General features: G+C 72.2%; 13 protein-coding genes. 9 read left to right on the top strand and 4 right to left on the bottom strand.

Features of this window, described 5'->3' with window-relative positions:
- Positions 1–16: 16 nt before the first annotated feature.
- Positions 17–1,933 (bottom strand): phosphatase PAP2 family protein, encoded by a 1,917-nt coding sequence (locus ACSUPV_RS01650; RefSeq protein WP_382608501.1) that lies wholly within the window; start codon positions 1,931–1,933, stop codon positions 17–19.
- 157 nt (positions 1,934–2,090) lie between these two features.
- Complete coding sequence (locus tag ACSUPV_RS01645; RefSeq protein ID WP_031120404.1) at positions 2,091–2,990, bottom strand: N-acetylglucosamine kinase; 900 nt, start codon at positions 2,988–2,990, stop codon at positions 2,091–2,093.
- A gap of 240 nt (positions 2,991–3,230) precedes the next feature.
- Between ACSUPV_RS01645 and ACSUPV_RS01640 the strand changes: the two genes are divergently transcribed.
- The 6 genes from ACSUPV_RS01640 to ACSUPV_RS01615 all read left to right on the top strand — a co-directional run bounded on the left by ACSUPV_RS01640 (position 3,231) and on the right by ACSUPV_RS01615 (position 11,441).
- On the top strand, positions 3,231–4,352 hold the full coding sequence (locus tag ACSUPV_RS01640) for an ROK family protein (protein WP_037764072.1): 1,122 nt from the start codon (positions 3,231–3,233) through the stop codon (positions 4,350–4,352).
- Between the two features lie 274 nt (positions 4,353–4,626).
- Positions 4,627–5,949 (top strand): ABC transporter substrate-binding protein, encoded by a 1,323-nt coding sequence (locus tag ACSUPV_RS01635; protein WP_031120402.1) that lies wholly within the window; start codon positions 4,627–4,629, stop codon positions 5,947–5,949.
- Between the two features lie 123 nt (positions 5,950–6,072).
- Entirely contained in the window at positions 6,073–6,984 is a 912-nt protein-coding gene (locus tag ACSUPV_RS01630) for a carbohydrate ABC transporter permease (RefSeq protein WP_031120401.1), read from the top strand.
- Positions 6,981–7,883, top strand: a complete 903-nt coding sequence (locus ACSUPV_RS01625; protein WP_037764069.1) for a carbohydrate ABC transporter permease — start codon at positions 6,981–6,983, stop codon at positions 7,881–7,883. The genes ACSUPV_RS01630 and ACSUPV_RS01625 overlap by 4 nt, the downstream gene beginning before the upstream one ends.
- Before the next feature lie 2 nt (positions 7,884–7,885).
- On the top strand, positions 7,886–9,595 hold the full coding sequence (locus ACSUPV_RS01620) for a hypothetical protein (protein ID WP_436946769.1): 1,710 nt from the start codon (positions 7,886–7,888) through the stop codon (positions 9,593–9,595).
- 13 nt (positions 9,596–9,608) lie between these two features.
- Positions 9,609–11,441 (top strand): hypothetical protein, encoded by a 1,833-nt coding sequence (locus tag ACSUPV_RS01615; RefSeq protein ID WP_037764063.1) that lies wholly within the window; start codon positions 9,609–9,611, stop codon positions 11,439–11,441.
- Between the two features lie 42 nt (positions 11,442–11,483).
- Here the strand turns inward: ACSUPV_RS01615 and ACSUPV_RS01610 are convergent, their stop codons facing one another.
- Positions 11,484–11,978, bottom strand: a complete 495-nt coding sequence (locus ACSUPV_RS01610; protein ID WP_037764877.1) for a GNAT family N-acetyltransferase — start codon at positions 11,976–11,978, stop codon at positions 11,484–11,486.
- Between the two features lie 15 nt (positions 11,979–11,993).
- Positions 11,994–12,662 (bottom strand): nucleoside/nucleotide kinase family protein, encoded by a 669-nt coding sequence (locus ACSUPV_RS01605; RefSeq protein WP_436946768.1) that lies wholly within the window; start codon positions 12,660–12,662, stop codon positions 11,994–11,996.
- A 65-nt stretch (positions 12,663–12,727) separates the two neighbouring features.
- Between ACSUPV_RS01605 and ACSUPV_RS01600 the strand changes: the two genes are divergently transcribed.
- The 3 genes from ACSUPV_RS01600 to ACSUPV_RS01590 all read left to right on the top strand — a co-directional run bounded on the left by ACSUPV_RS01600 (position 12,728) and on the right by ACSUPV_RS01590 (position 16,281).
- On the top strand, positions 12,728–13,123 hold the full coding sequence (locus ACSUPV_RS01600) for a YybH family protein (protein ID WP_037764058.1): 396 nt from the start codon (positions 12,728–12,730) through the stop codon (positions 13,121–13,123).
- 69 nt (positions 13,124–13,192) lie between these two features.
- Complete coding sequence (locus tag ACSUPV_RS01595) at positions 13,193–13,930, top strand: HAD family hydrolase (protein ID WP_031120391.1); 738 nt, start codon at positions 13,193–13,195, stop codon at positions 13,928–13,930.
- Entirely contained in the window at positions 13,927–16,281 is a 2,355-nt protein-coding gene (locus ACSUPV_RS01590; protein WP_436946767.1) for a glycoside hydrolase family 65 protein, read from the top strand. The genes ACSUPV_RS01595 and ACSUPV_RS01590 overlap by 4 nt, the downstream gene beginning before the upstream one ends.
- The last annotated feature ends 23 nt before the right edge of the window (positions 16,282–16,304 follow it).

The raw sequence follows: 16,304 nt of genomic DNA, 5'->3' as shown, positions 1-16,304 counted from the left end.
CCCGCCGCGCACGGCGTCACCGCCGCACGAGTCGCACCGACAGTCCGTCAGCCGTGTGGACGGGCACGGCCTTGAGCGTCGCCGAGTCCAGCTCCACCCGGTCGAAGCGGCCGCGCAGCCGCGGAGCCGACAGCACCGGGACGGTCGTCCCGGCGACCGGCGGACGCTCGGGGTCGAGTCGCAGCGACAGCACGCCGCCCCCGCCCAGCAGGACGCGCCGGCTCACGGTGAGGGCCGGGCCGTGGTTCCGGCGCAGCAGCAGCTCCAGCGTGGAGTCGCCCTCCTGGACGTAGGAGCCCCGCACCCGCAGCACCTGGTCCGCGCGCAGCGTGCCGCCCGTCACCCGGACGTCGCCCTGGCCCAGGGCGTTGGGTGACGCGGCGACCAGCGTGCCGGCCTCGACGACCGTCCCGCCGTGGTAGCGGTTGTGGCCGGTGAGGGTGAGCGTGCCCGTGCCGCGCTTGGTCAGCCCGCCGTCGCCCTCGATGTCGTTGCGCCAGCTGTCGGCCGCGTGGAAGCCGCCGGCCGCCGCGTCCAGCGTCACGGTGACGTCGGTGTCGAAGGCGCCGTACCCGTCCGCCGCGGCGAACAGGTTCAGACGGCCCCACTGCTCGAAACCGTCCAGCAGGACGTACCCGGAGGGCAGCGCCGTCGTCCGCAGCACCTCGCGCCGCTGGTCCGCGGTCAGGTACGGCAGCCGCGTCTCCAGCAGCACCTCCGCGCCCTTGGGTACGGTGAGCGGGTCCTTGCGGCCGCGGCGCGGCAGCACGTACGTCAGCCTGGGCTCGACCGCGCGGGCGTTGGCCTCGCGGTCGGCGTACGCGTCGGTGGTGTCGGAGTGGGCGTAGGCGTACAGCGTGTCCGCCGTGGTGCCCGTCCGCCGCGTGAAGTAGGCGAGGGCCTGGGCGCGGGCCGCCGCCTTGAGCTCGGCGTTCGCCGGGTCGGCCAGCGTCGCGGCGGTCAGCGCGGTGGCCATGACCCGGCCGCCGATGACGTCGACGGTGGAGTGCATGCCCGCCATGATCCGTGTGTGGCTGAGTTCGAACGCGCGCGTCACCAGCTCCTGGAACCGCTCGGGCACCGCGTACGCGAAGGCCAGCGCGGCCAGGTGGAAGGCGTTGGTGTGGCCGCTGGGGAAACCGCCGTCCTCCTCCGGGTTCTCGGAGCGCTGGCGCAGCAGCTGCGGGGCGACGACGACCTGCGAGTCGTACACCGGGTAGCCGAGGGCGTCCTTCTCCCCGGTGTCGACGACCTCGCTGTCCTCGTTCATCCGCCACGGACGCGGGTACTGGAAGGCGAACTTGGCCGGGTTGCCCGAGGCGAACGGGCCGCGCACCGTGTCGACCAGCTTCGCGACCCTGCCCAGCTCCGAGTCGTGGGAGCCCGCCCCGAGCGCGGACCCGGCCGGGGCGTCGGCGGGCAGGGTGTCGCTGACCTTGCCGGGGGGCGTGCCGTCCGGGGCGCTGGTGATCGACGTGACCGCCCTGGCGCCCGCCTTGTACAGCCCGGCGAGCGGTCCGAGACCGGCGATCATGGCGTAGCTCTGGTGCTGGCGGTCGTAGAGGAACGCCTCCTTCGCCTGGGCCTCGGTGCGGGCCCGCGTGACGCGGGCGCAGTAGCGCATGTTGGCGCGCAGCACCTCGCGATCCAGGACGTGGCCGGTGTCCCAGGCGTCGCCGGTCTTCCACACCTCGGCCATGCCGCCCAGGACCCGGACGACCGCGTTGGTCTCGGGAGTCTGGTTCGTCAGGACGTTGGACTTGTAGTCGTCGACGAACGCGGCGAGGCCGGTGGCCGCCTTCGCGTCCGCCGCGCCCAGCCAGGTGACGAAGGCCGGTGCGGCGAGCAGGCCCGCCGACGCCCCGAGGGAGGTCCTGAGGAAGCCCCGCCGGTCGACGGTGGCGGCGGTGCGGTGCCCGGCTGATGACGGCATGGGTGCGCCTCTCTTGAGTTCTGTTCAAGGGGTACTGCTGGGCGAGCTTCGGCCGTGCGGCCGGGGTGACGAGCGAAGATCTACGGCCGGGTCGTGACCCTGCGAAGAGGGTCCGGCCACGGGGTGGTGTCCGGGGCGTGAACGGCGGTCGCCGGGCTCAGGGAAGAGAACGGGCCAGCGCCACCGCGCCCTCGACCGGCGGCACGCGCAGGGGCTGCGGCCGGGCTCCGGGCAGGGCTTCGGCGAGCGCGCGGGTGAACGCCTCGTACAGCGCGGGCTGGGCGAGCACCGTGCCGCCCGCCACCACCACGTCGTCCACCGCGACTCCGCGGGCGGCGAGGCGGACGACGAGCGCGGCGAGCGCCCGGCCGCCGTCGGCGATCACATCCCGGGCGAGCGGCGAGCCGGCCTCCGCGGCCGAGAACACCACCGGTGAGTGCCGGCCCCACTCGGCGGACACGTCCGTGGCCGCCTCCAGCGCCGCGCCCAGCGCGGGCACCTCGGCCACACCGAAGGACTCCACCAGTCCGGCCGCCAGCGCGTCGGGCTTCTCGCCGCGGTCGTGCGCCGCCCAGACGGCCCGCGCGGCCTCGCGGACGAGTCCGGCGGCGCCGCCCTCGTCGCCGAGGACCGCGCCCCAGCCGCCGACCTGGACGGGGCCGCCGTCGGGCAGCCGTCCCACCGCGACCGAACCGGTACCGGCCACCAGGCCGACGCCCTTCTCCAGCCCGGCGGCGGGGACGAGCAGCTCGGCGTCGCCCACGACCAGCGCGGGCACCCCCAGCCGTTCCTGGAGCGCGGCCCGGATCCGTTCGCACTGGCGCGGTGTCTCGCAGGCGTGACCGCCCACGGCGACGGCGGCCGGGCGTACGTCCGCGGGCAGGGAGTCGAGGATCAGCGCGGCCAGCCAGTCGGCGGCGGCCCCGGGGTCGTGCGGCCGCCATCCCGTACTGCTGCGGACGCGGTCGGCGACGGTCCCGCCGCCCGCGAGGGCGCGCAGCTGTGTCTTGGTGCCGCCCACGTCGATACCGACCACGGAGGGCGTCGAGTCCTGCACGGGTCCTCTTTCGTCGTTGCGTGGTCACGCCGATCGGCAGGCGAACCGTCCGTCGGACCACGGCAGTTGAAGAGGTAGGGAAGCCCCGGGACGGGCTTCTGCGGGCCACGGCAGGCGAGTACCGTGAAGTTCGTTAGGAAGTTAACTAACGAAGTAGGGTGCGTCAAGAGGCACGGAATTCCCGGTGCCGCGCCACCCTTGCGGCCACCCTGCTCGGCCGCAGCACGACCTGGGGAGACCATGCACCTGAGTGAGAGTGCCCGTGTGGTGTTCGACGTACTGGCCGGGGCGGGCACGGCCACCCGACCCCAGCTGGCGGCCGGTGCGGGCCTTTCCAAACCGACCGTCTCCACCGCCGTGGCCGAACTGGAGGCCGTGGAGCTCGCCGCCCACTCCGGGCGTGCCTCCGGCTCCACCGGCCGCAGCGCCGCCGTGTACCGGCTGGGACCGGCCGCCGGCGCCGTGCTCGCGGTCGACCTGGGGCCCGCCAAGACGCGGGTGCGCGCCTGCGCCCTGGACGGCACCCTGCTCGCCGAGGGCACCGGCTCCCGGCCGGAGGCGGCCGACACCGTCCGCAAGGTCCTCGACACGCTGCCCGCCGGGGCCCCGCTGCGGGCCGTCGTCGTCGCCGTCGGTGACGTCACCACCCGCGACCGGGAGGGCGCCGGGGAACGCCCCGCGACCGCCAAGGCCGGCCCCGTCTTCGACGCCATGGCCGTCGCCCTGCCGGAGGGCGTCCCCGTCCACCTGGAGAACAACGTCAACTGCGCCGCCCTCGCCGAGCTGCACGAGGGTGCCGCCGTCGGCCGGGACACCTTCGGCTACCTGCGCATCGGCGTCGGCATCGGTCTCGCCGTCGTCATCGGCGGCCGGGTGCTGCGCGGAGCGAACGGCGCCGCCGGTGAGGTGGCACGGCTGCCCTACCCCTGGGACGACGACCGCGCCCCGCGCCACGAGGGCCTGGAGCAGCGCATGGGCTCGCGCACCCTGCTCCGCCGGGCCGCCGAGGCCTGGCGGGAGGGCGACGGGCCTCGCCCGCGCACCGCGGAGCGGCTCCTCGCCCTCGCCGGGCAGGGGCATGCCACGGCCCGTGCCGTGGTCGCCTCGCACGCCGCCGACGTCGGCCGGCTGGCCGCCGCCGTGGCCGCCGTGCTGGACCCCGGGCTGATCGTGCTGGGCGGCGGCACCGGCGCGGATCCCCAGCTCCTGCCCGGTGTGCGTGCCGAGTTGGCCCGGCTGAGCTGGCCCACCGAGGTCGTCAGCAGCGTGGTGGGCGACACCGGCACGGTGGCGGGCGCCAGCAGGCTCGCGGTGGCCCATGGAATCCAAACCGTGACCGGAGCTGTGCGGGCGAAGCATTGACGGCTGCGTCATCGGTCTGCCAATGTCCGGACAAGCGCTTTCTGAGTCGGCCGGGACGCCGACTCCGGGTAAGCCTCCCGCCCGTACGCGAAGTACGGCAGCCGCACGAGGGCGTGCTCGTGCGACGTCGGCCGTCATGGCCGGGGACCCCACCCGTCAGGGCGAAGCGGCCGGGCGAGGCCGTGCCCCCGGAAAGCGAAACCCCCCGCACCATGCACCCGTGCCGCCTCGGCTGGCGCCGTGCTTCTTCCGCTACGACGAAAAGGGACTGAAGATGACCAGTCTGGGTGTACGGCGTTCCCGCCGGCTCGGCCGCGGCGGCATACGCCGTGTTGTTCCCCTCGCTGCCGTGGCCACGGCAGGGGCCCTCCTGCTCACCGCCTGCGGATCGGAATCCGGCTCCGGCGGGACCTCCAAGTCGCTGACGTTCTGGATCTCCACGGTTCCGGGGCAGGACGCGGGCTGGAAGAAGATGGTGGCGCAGTACAAGAAGGAAACCGGCGTCAAGGTCAAGCTCGTCAACATCCCCTACGAGGGCTACACCACCAAGCTGCACAACGCCGCGCAGGCGAACTCCCTGCCCGACGTGGCGGCCGTCCCGGCGCTGGACCCGATCTGGTCGAACAAGCTGATCGACCTCAGCGACATCGCCAACAAGAAGTCCAACAAGATCAACGCCAACTTCGTGGCCAAGGACTCGTCCGGGAAGGTGCTGTCCATCCCCTCGGACATCACCGCGTCCGGCATGTTCATCAACAAGTCGCTGTTCGAGAAGGCCGGTGTCTCCTTCCCGACCTCGCCCGAGAAGACCTGGACCTGGACCGAGTTCATCAAGGCGGCGAACACGGTCCGGGAGAAGACCGGCGCCAAGTACTCCCTGACCTTCGACCAGTCGCCGTCCCGGCTCCGCGCCATGGTGTACGAGATGGGCGGGAAGTACGTCCACGCGGACTCCTCCGGCAAGTTCTCGGTGGACGCGGCGACCAAGAAGGCCGTGAACACCTTCGTCGGCTGGAACGACGACAAGACCATGCCGAAGTCGGTGTGGACCAGCGGCGCCGACCCGTCCGCCATGTTCCAGAGCGGTGACGTCGTCGCCTACTGGTCCGGCGTGTGGCAGGTCGCCGCCTTCGCGGACAGCATCAAGAAGTTCGAGTGGGCGAGCGTCCCGACCCCCGCCCAGCCGGTGCAGGCCAGTGACGTCAACAGCGGCGGCATGACGGTGGGCTTCAACAACAACGCCGACGCGGCCGCCGCCGCGAAGAAGTTCCTGTCCTGGCTGTACGAACCGGCCCACTACCAGGTGCTGTGCGAGACGTCCGGCTTCCTGCCCGTCGAGAGCGGCCTGAACCCGAAGTACCCCTTCAAGTCGGAGGCGGCGCAGGCGGCGTTCAAGCTCTACAACGAGTCGATCCCGCTCTACGCCCCCATCTCCGGCTACTTCAACACCGCGCAGACGAACTGGGTGCTGAAGGGCAAGAGCCTCACCGAGGACCCGACCAAGACGGAGCTCGGCAAGGCGATCAACGGCCAGCAGTCGGCCGACAAGGCCCTGGACAACATCGTGGCCGGCTACAACCAGCAGGTCGGCGGCTGACCGCAGGCCTTCGGGGCCCGGGCGGCGGGGTCGAGACGCCGCCGCCCGGGCCAGGGCCTGTCCGACGCCGGGCTCATGGCCTGAGCCCACAGGAACCCATTCCACCAGCACGGAGTCAGGAAGATGACCAAACGCGCCCCGGACGTGTCCGCGAGCCCGCCCAGGAGCCGCAGTAAGTACACCCTTGCGCCGCTCGTCCTCATCGCGGCCAACGTCGTGCTCTTCGCGCTGTTCTTCCTCTGGCCGGCGGTGATCGGGCTCGTCTACTCCTTCACGAACTACACGGGCGTGGGGGCGTTCCAGTTCGTCGGGGTGGACAACTACAGCCGCCTGTTCGGAGACTCCACCTTCTTCGACGCGCTGACCCGGACGCTGCTGTACACCGTGCTCTTCGTCCCGCTGAACTTCGTGTTCTCCCTGCTCATCGCCAACGTGCTGGTGAGCAAGCACGCCAAGGGCGTGTCGGTCGCCCGGGTCTTCTTCTTCATCCCGTGGCTGCTGTCGCCCATCGTCGTGGGCGTCCTGTGGCGGTGGCTGTTCGGTGAGAACTTCGGACTGGTCAACTACCTCATCGAGAAGGTCGGCGGCAGCGCCGTCCCGTGGCAGTCGAACGCGGACCTGTCGCTGATCGTGGTCGTGGTGGCGGCGTCCTGGGCCTGGACGGGCTTCTCCATGCTGCTGTTCATCGCGGCGATCAAGAACGTGCCGACCTCGTACTACGAGGCGGCCGCGCTCGACGGCGCCGGTCCCTGGCGCCAGTTCATCAACATCACGCTGCCGAGCATCGCGCCCACGTCCTTCATCGTCATCCTGCTCAACACGATCCACGCGATGAAGGAGTATCCGCTGTTCGCCTCCCTCAACAACGGCGGACCCGGAACGTCGAACAACCTGCTCGTCCAGTACATCTACCAGACCGGCTTCAAGACGGGCCAGATCGGCTACGCGAGCGCCGCGTCGTTCGTGCTCATGCTCATCCTGATGGTCGTCGCGATCATCCAGATGATGGTCAACCGGCGGGTGGAGAACCGATGACAACCACAGACATGCCGCGCAAGGTCGACACCGGTTCCGTACGGGCCGTCTCCAAGAAGAGGCCCCGTGGCGGGAGTGGCGGCGGGCTGCGGCGCGCGGTGCCCGCGACGACCCTGCTGTGGGTCCTGGCGGCCGTCTACGCGCTGCCGGTGCTGTGGTTCGTCCTCAGCTCCTTCAAGCCGGCCGGAGACCTGTTCTCCCTGCCGCTGACCCTGTTCCCCCGCAACCCCACCGTGTCGGGCTACGAGGCGGCGTGGGACAGCGCCAACTTCTCCCAGTACTTCATCAACACGGCCATCGTGTGCGTGATCGCGACGATCCTCACCGTCGGGGTCAGCTGCTGCACCGGGTACGCGCTGGCCAAGTACGACAACAAGTGGCTCAAGGCCTTCTTCGTCGGCATCCTGGCCACTACCATGCTGCCGGGCGAGGTCATGCTCGCCCCGCTGTTCCTGGTGGTCCGCGACCTCGGCCTGTACAACTCGCTCGCCGGCATCATCCTCCCGGCCCTGCTCACCGCGACCGGCTGCTTCATGTTCCGCCAGTTCTTCCTGACGGTCCCCGACGAGCTGATCGAGGCCGCCCGCATCGACGGCGCCCGTGAACTGTCGATCTTCCTGCGGATCATGGTGCCGATCTCCCGGCCCATCATGCTGACCCTCGCCATCCTGTCCTTCCAGTGGCGGTGGAACGACTACATCTGGCCGCTGCTGATGCTGAACGACCCCGAGAAGTTCACCGTGCAGATCGGCATCCAGAGTCTCGTCGGCGCCCAGAACATCAACTGGTCGGTGCTGCTCGGCGGTTCGGTGATCTCCATGATTCCGCTGATCGTCGTCTTCCTGGTGTTCCAGAAGTACGTCATGAACGCCGACATCAACGCCGGTCTGAAGGACTGACCTTGCCCGTCCCGCTCGACCAGGAGTTCGTCCGGTCGGTGGCCCGCGCCGCCGACCGGACGGCCGTCCCGCTGGCCGCCGCCCCCGACGAGGAACCCGTCGGTGTGCAGCACCGTGGTCTGGCGAGGCGGGTGAAAACCCTGACAGCGGCATACCGGTCCCCGGACTCGGCACTGCACGGCAGCGGACAGGCGGTCGCCGCCGCGATGACCCACCTCCGGGCCCTGCGGGCCGTGCAGACGCCCTCCGGTCTCTTCGCGGGCGGCGACAACGTCCAGTCACCGCCCGACTCCGCGTTCACCGTCAACGACGTGTGCGACGCGTACGTCCTCGCCGCCGACGCGGGACCGGAACTGGGCGAGGTGACGGGCGCGCTCGCCGAGATCGCCGGCGCCGCCACCGCCAGTCTCCTGACCGGTGGCGTGCACACCCCGAACCACCGCTGGGAGCTGAGCGCGGCGCTCGCCCGTCTGCACCGTTCGTTCCCCGACGACCGGCTGCTCGACCGCGTCGAGGAGTGGCTCGCCGAGGGCGTCGACATCGACACGGAGGGCCTGTACTCGGAACGCAGTGCCGTCTATGCGTCCCTCGTGACCAACCCGGCGCTGCTGTTGCTGGCCGAGGTGCTCGGGCGTACCGACCTGCTGGCCGCCGTCGAACGCAACCTCACCACGACCCTGGACCTGATCAGGCCGGACGGCACGGTGGAGACCGTCCACTCGCGCCGCCAGGACCAGAAGCATTCGTTCCCGCTGTGGCCCTACCTGCCGCACTACCGGCTGCTCGCGATCCGCACCGGCCGGGGCGACTTCGCCCGCGCGGCCCGCCTGGCGGCCGCCGACGGCATCGACGACCCCGACCTGCTCGCCCAGACCCTCCTCACCCCGGATCTGTGCCGCGCCCTGCCCGCCCCGGACGCGGAGAAGCTCCCGCGCGACCGGTACATCAGCACCGCACACCTGGCCGCACGCGCCTCGGCCACCGCCCATACCGTGGTGTACGGCGGCTCCGACGTGCCCGAACACCGGCGCATCCGCTCGGGCCTCGCCTGCAACCCCACCTTTCTGCGCCTGTTCGCCGGTGACGCCGTCCTCGACGCGGTCCGTCTCTCGCGGGTGTTCTTCGACCTGGGCCCGTTCCGCGCCGCCGACATGGAACGGCTCTCCGGCAACCGGTACCGCCTCACCCAGACCCTCGCAGCCGCCTACTACCAGCCGCTCCCGAAGGACCGGAGGCGCGACGACGGCGCCTACCGCCTGGTGGACGAGGGCCGCTTCTCCGCGGCGATGGCCTTCCCGGACCGGCCGAGGCACGAGTTCTCCCACACGATCCGCGTCGAGGTGGACCTGCGCGAGGACGGCGCCGGGCTGTGGATCGACATCAGCGGACCACCGGTGCCCTGGTGCCTCGAGCTCACCTTCCGGCCGGGCGGCGAGCCGCAGGGCGCCGTACCGCTCGGAGACGGACGCTGGTGCCTGACGACCGAGCCGATGACCTACCGTGTCGGCGACGACGAGATCCGGGTCGAGGCCGCCGTCGAGACGGGCGAACCCCTCGTCGGCCCGGACTGCGGCGACGTCCTGCGGTACGACCCCGGGCAGGACTACACCGTGGCCGGCGGCACCGACGCGACGACCGGAAACCGTGTCTACCTCGGTGGGCACGGACCGCAGACACTGACCCTCACACTGCGCGCCACCTCTCAGGCATGAAGGGCTGATCTCCTTGCACCTCCCTCGCCAGCTCGGCCCGTTGCACGACCTGCCGGACTCTCCCGAGGCTTACGACGCCGTGCTCGCCGACGTCACCGAGCAGGCCCTCGCGCGCCTCACGCCCGAGGGCAACCTCGAACACCCCGACTGCGTCGACGACATCGGCGACACCTCCCTCGGCGTCACCTCCCTGCTCGCGCTCGCCTGGCAGCGGGGGAAGGACCCGAGGCTGCCGGAGGCGGTCGGCCGCAGCCTCGCCTTCCACCTGCGTGAGCGGGTGTACACCGACGACAACCCGGGCTACCCGAACCTGAAGGTACGCAACTCCGGCCTCCCGTACGCCCGTTACACCCTGGAGGCCGGCGCCCACCCCATCGGCGACTGGCCGAGCACGGTGTGGGCCCTGCTCCAGGCGGTGAACCTGCTGGACCTGGCGGACGGCCTCGTCGACGACCAACAGCGCGCCGAACTGCTGGAGGTGGCCCACGGCTACTGGCGCTGGCTGACGGAGGTCACCTTCTTCAACCCGCAGGAGGCCGGCAACCAGGCGATCGGCTGCGTCGTCGGCGGCCTGATGCTGGCCCGGCACCTGCCGCCCGCCGACGGCGGAACAGTACGGCGGGCGGCCCTGCGGCTCTACGAGGACGAGATCCGCGCCCACCGGGTCGCCGACCGCGGCGCCCTCCTGCCGCCCGAGCACGGCGGCGCCTACGACAACAACTACGGCCCGATCTCCCTGTCCTTCCTCGCCCAGGCCCACCGGGTCAGCGGCGAGGAGGTCTTCGCCGAGGACGGCGACGCGCTCGCCCGCTACATCGACGCCCGCCTCACCGGCGGCGGCTTCGACAACGGCGGCCCCCGCTACAGCGAGCAGCACTCCGCCTTCGAGTCGGTCCTCGGCCTGCGCTACTTCGGCGCCCGCATCGGCTCCGACCTCGGCCGCTACCGGGGCGACAGCCGCTGGGCGCGGCACGCGTGCAAGGCGGACGGCGGCGTCGACGGCCACTTCGCGTGGATGCTGGTCTGGCAGATCCAGGACACCACGCGCTGGCACCGCACCCCGTCGACCGCGCCCGCCCGCCACCAGCTGCGCGCGGGCTCGGTGTCGGTGGCCTTCGACACCCGTATGACCCCGTCGCTGGTCGAAGCGGCCGGCGTCTACTACCTCCCGGCCGCGGTCAACCGGCAGCACGGCTTCGGCCCGGTCGTCGACGGCTTCCTGCTGTGCCGCCCGATGGGTGAGGTCCGCGTCCGGGACGTGACCGCGGACGGCCTGACGGCGAAGCTGGTCACCAAGCCGGTCGTCGGCCGCGACCACGTCCTGCGCCACGTGCGGTCCCTGTACGTCACCGACGGCACCACGCTCTGGACGACGGTCGCGGTGGAACGCCTCCCGGGCACGCCGTACCTGCTCGCCGGCCTGCCCTACGCCGCCGACGACGGCGACCGGGTCCGCAGGACCGCCGAACCCCGGGCCACGGCGGCGGCGGAACTGCGCCTGACCCACCCGGCCCCCGACGACCCGCACCACTTCGACGCCCGCGCTTCCGTCACCCAGGAGCAGGCCGCCTTCGCCCTGGCCGCCGACCCCCGCGGCTACGGCAACCCCGACGAGGGCTGGCGCCACCTGGTCGCCTCGACCGCGCTGGAGGCCGAACCGGCGCCCGGCGCCCCCGAGGACCTGCACGTGTTCGCGGTCCGCTACGGCCCGGGCGACGACGCGTTCACACCGGAGTTCGCCCGCGAGGGGACGGCCCTCCGGGTCCGCACCGAGGCCTTCACGGCGGTGATCGGAGACCCGGCGGGCGACGCCCACGCGGAACCGGAACTGACGCTGTCCGCCTGAGGCGACCCACCCGCGTGCCGGCCGGGGCGGACGTCCGCCCCGCTACGCGTCGCCCGCGGGTGCCTGGGCCGCGAGCTCCTCGAGAGGTCCTCCGCTGAGCCGGCAGACCTTCCACTCGTCCAGGAACTCCGCGCCGAGCGACTTGTAGAAGCCGATCGCCGGCTCGTTCCAGTCCAGCACCCACCATTCGAACCGGTCGTAGCCGTGGCGCCGGCAGAGCGCGGCGAGGGACGCGAGCAGCGCCCTGCCGTGTCCTCCGCCGCGCGCCGCGGGCCGTACGTACAGGTCCTCCAGATGCATGCCCCGCGTCCCCGTCCACGTCGAGAAGCGCGGGAACCACAGGGCGTACCCCACGGCCTGGCCCGTCCCGTCGTCCTCGGCGATCAGCGCGAAGGCGGCCGGATGCGCACCGAACAGCGCCTCGCGCAGCTGCTCCTCGGTGGCCCGGGCCTGCTCCACGGCCCGTTCGTACGCGGCGAGTTCGCGGATCATCGTCCGGATCTCGGGGATGTCGTGCACGGTGGCGGACCTGATCATGCGGTCGATCATGCCTCATCGCCGTGGGGCCGGGAAACGGTCCGGCAGCGCCTGCCCCGGCACCACCAGGTCCGCCCGGTCCCGGGTCGCGGCGACCAGCTCGGCGTTGCGCTGGTCCGAGCGCAGCACCCACTCCACGGCCTCCCGGTGGGACTTGCCGAACCGCTCGTGCCGGGCGACCAGACGGCTTACGCGTTCCCGCTCCGGGAGTTCGCAGAACCACACCTCGTCGAGGCGGGGACGGACCCGGGCCCAGGCGCCGGTCTCCAGCAGCAGGTAGTTGCCCTCGGTGACGACCAACCGGACCGTCGGCGGGACCGGGATCGCCCCCGCGATCGGCTGCTCCAGGACGCGCTCGAAGCCGGGCGCGTAGACGGTGTCGTCGTCCGCCTGCGCGCGCAGCCGCCCGAGCAGCGCCGCGTACCCGGCCGCGTCGAAGGTGTCGGGCGCGCCCTTGCGGTCCCGGCGGCCGAGCCGCTCCAGTTCCGCGTCGGCGAGGTGGAAGCCGTCCATCGGGACGTGCGCCACCCAGGGGGCGCCGGACCCGTTCAGCTCCCGCACCAGGTGCTCGGCGAGCGTCGACTTGCCCGCGCCCGGGCTGCCGGCGATGCCGAGGATCGCGCGCCGGCCGCCCTGCGGCAGGGCTCGGGCGCGCCGGACGAGGTCGTCGAAGGTGAGCGGCACACAGCCGAGTGTGTCACCCTGCGCCCAGGACCGTCCGGCACGGGGGGAGAAAGGAGGGCCGTACCGTGTCCGACGACGAAACACGGATCCGCGCACTGATCACCCACTGGGCCGACTCCGTCCACCGGGGCGACCTCGACGGCGTCCTCGCCGACCACGCCGAGGACCTCGTCATGTACGACGTCCCGCCGCCGCACGAGGGCATCCACGGACTGGCCGCCTACCGCGCCGCGTGGCCGCCGTTCTTCGAGTGGCAGGCCCAGGGCGCGCGCTTCGAGATCGACACCCTCGACGTCACCGCAGGCACCGACACCGCCTACGCGCACGCCCTGCTGCGCTGCGGCACGCCCGAGGAACTGGCCGAACGGCCCACGCTGCGCCTGCGCCTGACGTTCGGCCTGCGCAAGGAGCACGGCCGCTGGCTCGTGGCGCACGAGCACCACTCCTTCCCGCACGACTGAGCTGCCCCGTAGCGGTGAGTGTGGCGTGCGCCACTCACTGGACGTGCCCGGTCTGGGAACCGGACCTGTATGACGCAGCTCGGTCTTCCCGACGACATCCACGCCTGCCTCTTCGACCTCGACGGCGTCGTCACCAGGACGGCCGTCGTGCACGCGGCCGCCTGGAAGGAGATGTTCGACGCCTTCCTGCGCGAACGGGACGGCGAGGACTTCCGGCCGTTCGCCGCGGCCGACTACGACGAGTACGTCGACGGCCGGCCGCGCGCCGACGGCGTACGCACCTTCCTCGCCTCCCGCGGCATCGACCTGCCCGACGGCGACCCGGACGACCCACCCGGCGCCGAGACGGTGCACGGCCTCGGCAACCGCAAGAACGAGCTGGTCCTGGAGAAGATCCGCACCGAGGGCGTCGAGGCCTACGAGGGCACCCTGCGCTACCTGGAGGTGGTCCGCGCCCACGGACTGAGCACCGCGATCGTCTCCTCCAGCGCCAACTGCCGCGACGTGCTGCGCTCGATCGGCGCCGAGCACTTCTTCGACGTGCGGATCGACGGCGTGGTCGCCGCCGAGCGCAAGCTGCCCGGCAAGCCGCACCCCGACACCTTCCTCGCCGCCGCCGAGGACCTCGGCGTCGAACCGGCCCGGTGCGCCGTCTTCGAGGACGCCCTCGCCGGTATGGACGCGGGCCGCGCGGGCCGTTTCGGATACGTCGTCGGTGTCGACCGCGTCGGACAGACCGACGCCCTGTACGCGCACGGCGCCGACATCGTGGTGCGGGACCTCGCCGAACTGGGGGAGACGAAGTGATCTCACAACGGGCGTTCGGCGTCGAACCCTGGGCCGTGCGCGAGACGGAGCTCAACCTGGACGTGCTGGCCCAGAGCGAGTCCGTGTTCGCCCTGTCCAACGGCCACGTCGGCTGGCGCGGCAACCTCGACGAGGGCGAACCCCACGGCCTGCCCGGCTCCTACCTCAACGGCGTCCACGAACTGCACCCGCTGCCGTACGCCGAGGCCGGCTACGGCTACCCGGAGTCCGGCCAGACGTCGATCAACGTCACCAACGGCAAGGTGCTGCGCCTCCTCGTCGACGACGAGCCGTTCGACCTGCGCTACGGGCGGCTCATCAGCCACGAGCGGACCCTCGACCTGCGCCGGGGCGTGCTGGAGCGGATCTGCGAGTGGACCTCGCCGGCCGGCTCGACCGTCCGGGTGCGCTCCACCCGGCTGGTCTCCCTCACCCAGCGGGCGATAGCCGCCGTGGCGTACGAGGTGGAGCCCGTCGACAGCCGGACCCGGGTGGTCGTCCAGTCGGAGCTGGTCGCCAACGAGAGCCTGCCCGAGCCGGACGGCGACCCGCGCGCGGCCCGGGCGCTGAAGTCGCCGCTGGAGCCGGAGGAGGACCTCGCCTCGGGCAGCCGGCTGCGCCTGGTCCACCGCACCCGCCGCAGCGGCCTCCGGGTCGCGGTCGCCGCCGACCACACCGTGACGGGCCCCGAGCGGACCACCACGAGCAGCGAGAGCAACGTCGACGTCGCCCGGCTGACCATCACCTCCGTCCTGGAGCCGGGGGAGCGGCTGCGGGTGGAGAAACTGGTCGCGCACGGCTGGTCCGGAGCCCGCTCCCGGCCCGCGATGAGCGACCAGGTCGAGGCCGCGCTGGCGGCGGCCGCGCACAGCGGCTGGTGGGGACTCCTCAAGGACCAGCGGGCCTACCTCGACGACTTCTGGACGCGCGCCGACGTGGAGATCGACGGCGACGAGGAGATCCAGCAGGCCGTCCGCTTCGCCCTCTTCCATGTCCTGCAGGCCGGGGCCCGCGCCGAGCAGCGCGCCATCCCCGCCAAGGGACTCACCGGCTCCGGCTACGACGGCCACGCCTTCTGGGACACCGAGGCGTTCGTCCTGCCGCTGCTCACCCACACCGCGCCGGACGCCGCCGCCGAGGCCCTGCGCTGGCGCCTCGACACCCTGCCCGCCGCCCGGGAGCGCGCGGCCCAGCTCGGCCTGCGCGGCGCCGCGTTCCCCTGGCGCACCATCGAGGGCTCGGAGGGCTCCGCGTACTGGCCGGCCGGCACGGCGGCCTTCCACGTGGGCGCCGACATCGCCGACGCCGTGGTGCGGTACGTGGCGGTCACCGGCGACGAGGACTTCGAACGCGAGGTCGGCGTGGAGCTGCTGGTGGAGACCGCCCGCCTGTGGCGCTCCCTCGGCCACCACGACGACCGGGGCGTCTTCCACATCGACGGCGTCACCGGCCCCGACGAGTACAGCGCGATCGCCGACGACAACACCTACACCAACCTCATGGCCCGGGCGAACCTGCTGGCCGCCGCCGACGCCTGCAAACGCCACCCCGACGAAGCGGCACGGCTCGGCGCCGACGAGGAGGAGCGCGCCGCCTGGCGGGACGCCGCCGAGGCCGTGCACGTGCCCTACAACGACGAACTCGGCGTGCACGAACAGCACGCCGGCTTCACCCGCTACCAGCGCTGGGACTTCGAGCACACGGGCCCGGACCAGTACCCGCTGATGCTCCACTTCCCCTACTTCGACCTGTACCGCAAGCAGGTGATCAAGCAGGCGGACCTGGTGCTGGCGATGTACACCTGCGGCAGCTTCTTCGAGGAGTGTTTCGACGAGGAGCAGATCGCCCGCAACTTCGCCTACTACGAGCCGCTGACCGTGCGGGACTCGTCCCTGTCCGCCTGTGTCCAGGCCGTCATGGCCGCCCGGACCGGACACCTCGACCTGGCCTGCGCCTACACGGCCGAGGCCGCGCTGATGGACCTCGGCGACCTGGAGCACAACACCCGCGACGGACTGCACATCGCCTCGCTGGCCGGCACCTGGATGGCGCTGGTCGCCGGGTTCGGCGGCATGCGGTGCACCGACGGCACCCTGCGGTTCGCCCCGCGCCTGCCCGAGCGGTACAGCCGGCTGGCCTTCACGGTCGGATTCCTCGGCCGGTGCCTGCGCGTGGAACTGACCGCCGGCCGGGCCACGTACACCCTGCGTTCCGGAGCTCCCCTGACCATCCGTCACCACGGCACCGAGCTGACGGTGGACCAGGACGCCCCCGTCACCCGGCCCGTCCCCCCGCAGACCCCGCGCCCGGCCCCCAGCCAGCCCCCGCACCGGGCCCCGAACACCCACTGACCAGGCGGTTTCAGGTCACTCAG

This window comes from Streptomyces sp. SudanB52_2052 (genome assembly GCF_964272415.1).
Lineage (GTDB): Bacteria > Actinomycetota > Actinomycetes > Streptomycetales > Streptomycetaceae > Streptomyces > Streptomyces olindensis.
The sequence above is the reverse complement of the archived record's forward strand: the minus strand, read 5'-3'. Positions and strand labels throughout refer to the sequence as shown.

What these genes read in the sequence shown, in the direction of transcription:
- ACSUPV_RS01650 (WP_382608501.1), bottom strand. Translation starts at nt 1,933, where the DNA reads ATGCCGTCATCAGCCGGGCACCGCACCGCCGCCACCGTCGACCGGCGG.
- ACSUPV_RS01640 (WP_037764072.1), top strand. Translation starts at nt 3,231, where the DNA reads ATGCACCTGAGTGAGAGTGCCCGTGTGGTGTTCGACGTACTGGCCGGG.
- ACSUPV_RS01635 (WP_031120402.1), top strand. Translation starts at nt 4,627, where the DNA reads ATGACCAGTCTGGGTGTACGGCGTTCCCGCCGGCTCGGCCGCGGCGGC.
- ACSUPV_RS01630 (WP_031120401.1), top strand. Translation starts at nt 6,073, where the DNA reads ATGACCAAACGCGCCCCGGACGTGTCCGCGAGCCCGCCCAGGAGCCGC.
- ACSUPV_RS01625 (WP_037764069.1), top strand. Translation starts at nt 6,981, where the DNA reads ATGACAACCACAGACATGCCGCGCAAGGTCGACACCGGTTCCGTACGG.
- ACSUPV_RS01610 (WP_037764877.1), bottom strand. Translation starts at nt 11,978, where the DNA reads ATGATCAGGTCCGCCACCGTGCACGACATCCCCGAGATCCGGACGATG.
- ACSUPV_RS01595 (WP_031120391.1), top strand. Translation starts at nt 13,193, where the DNA reads ATGACGCAGCTCGGTCTTCCCGACGACATCCACGCCTGCCTCTTCGAC.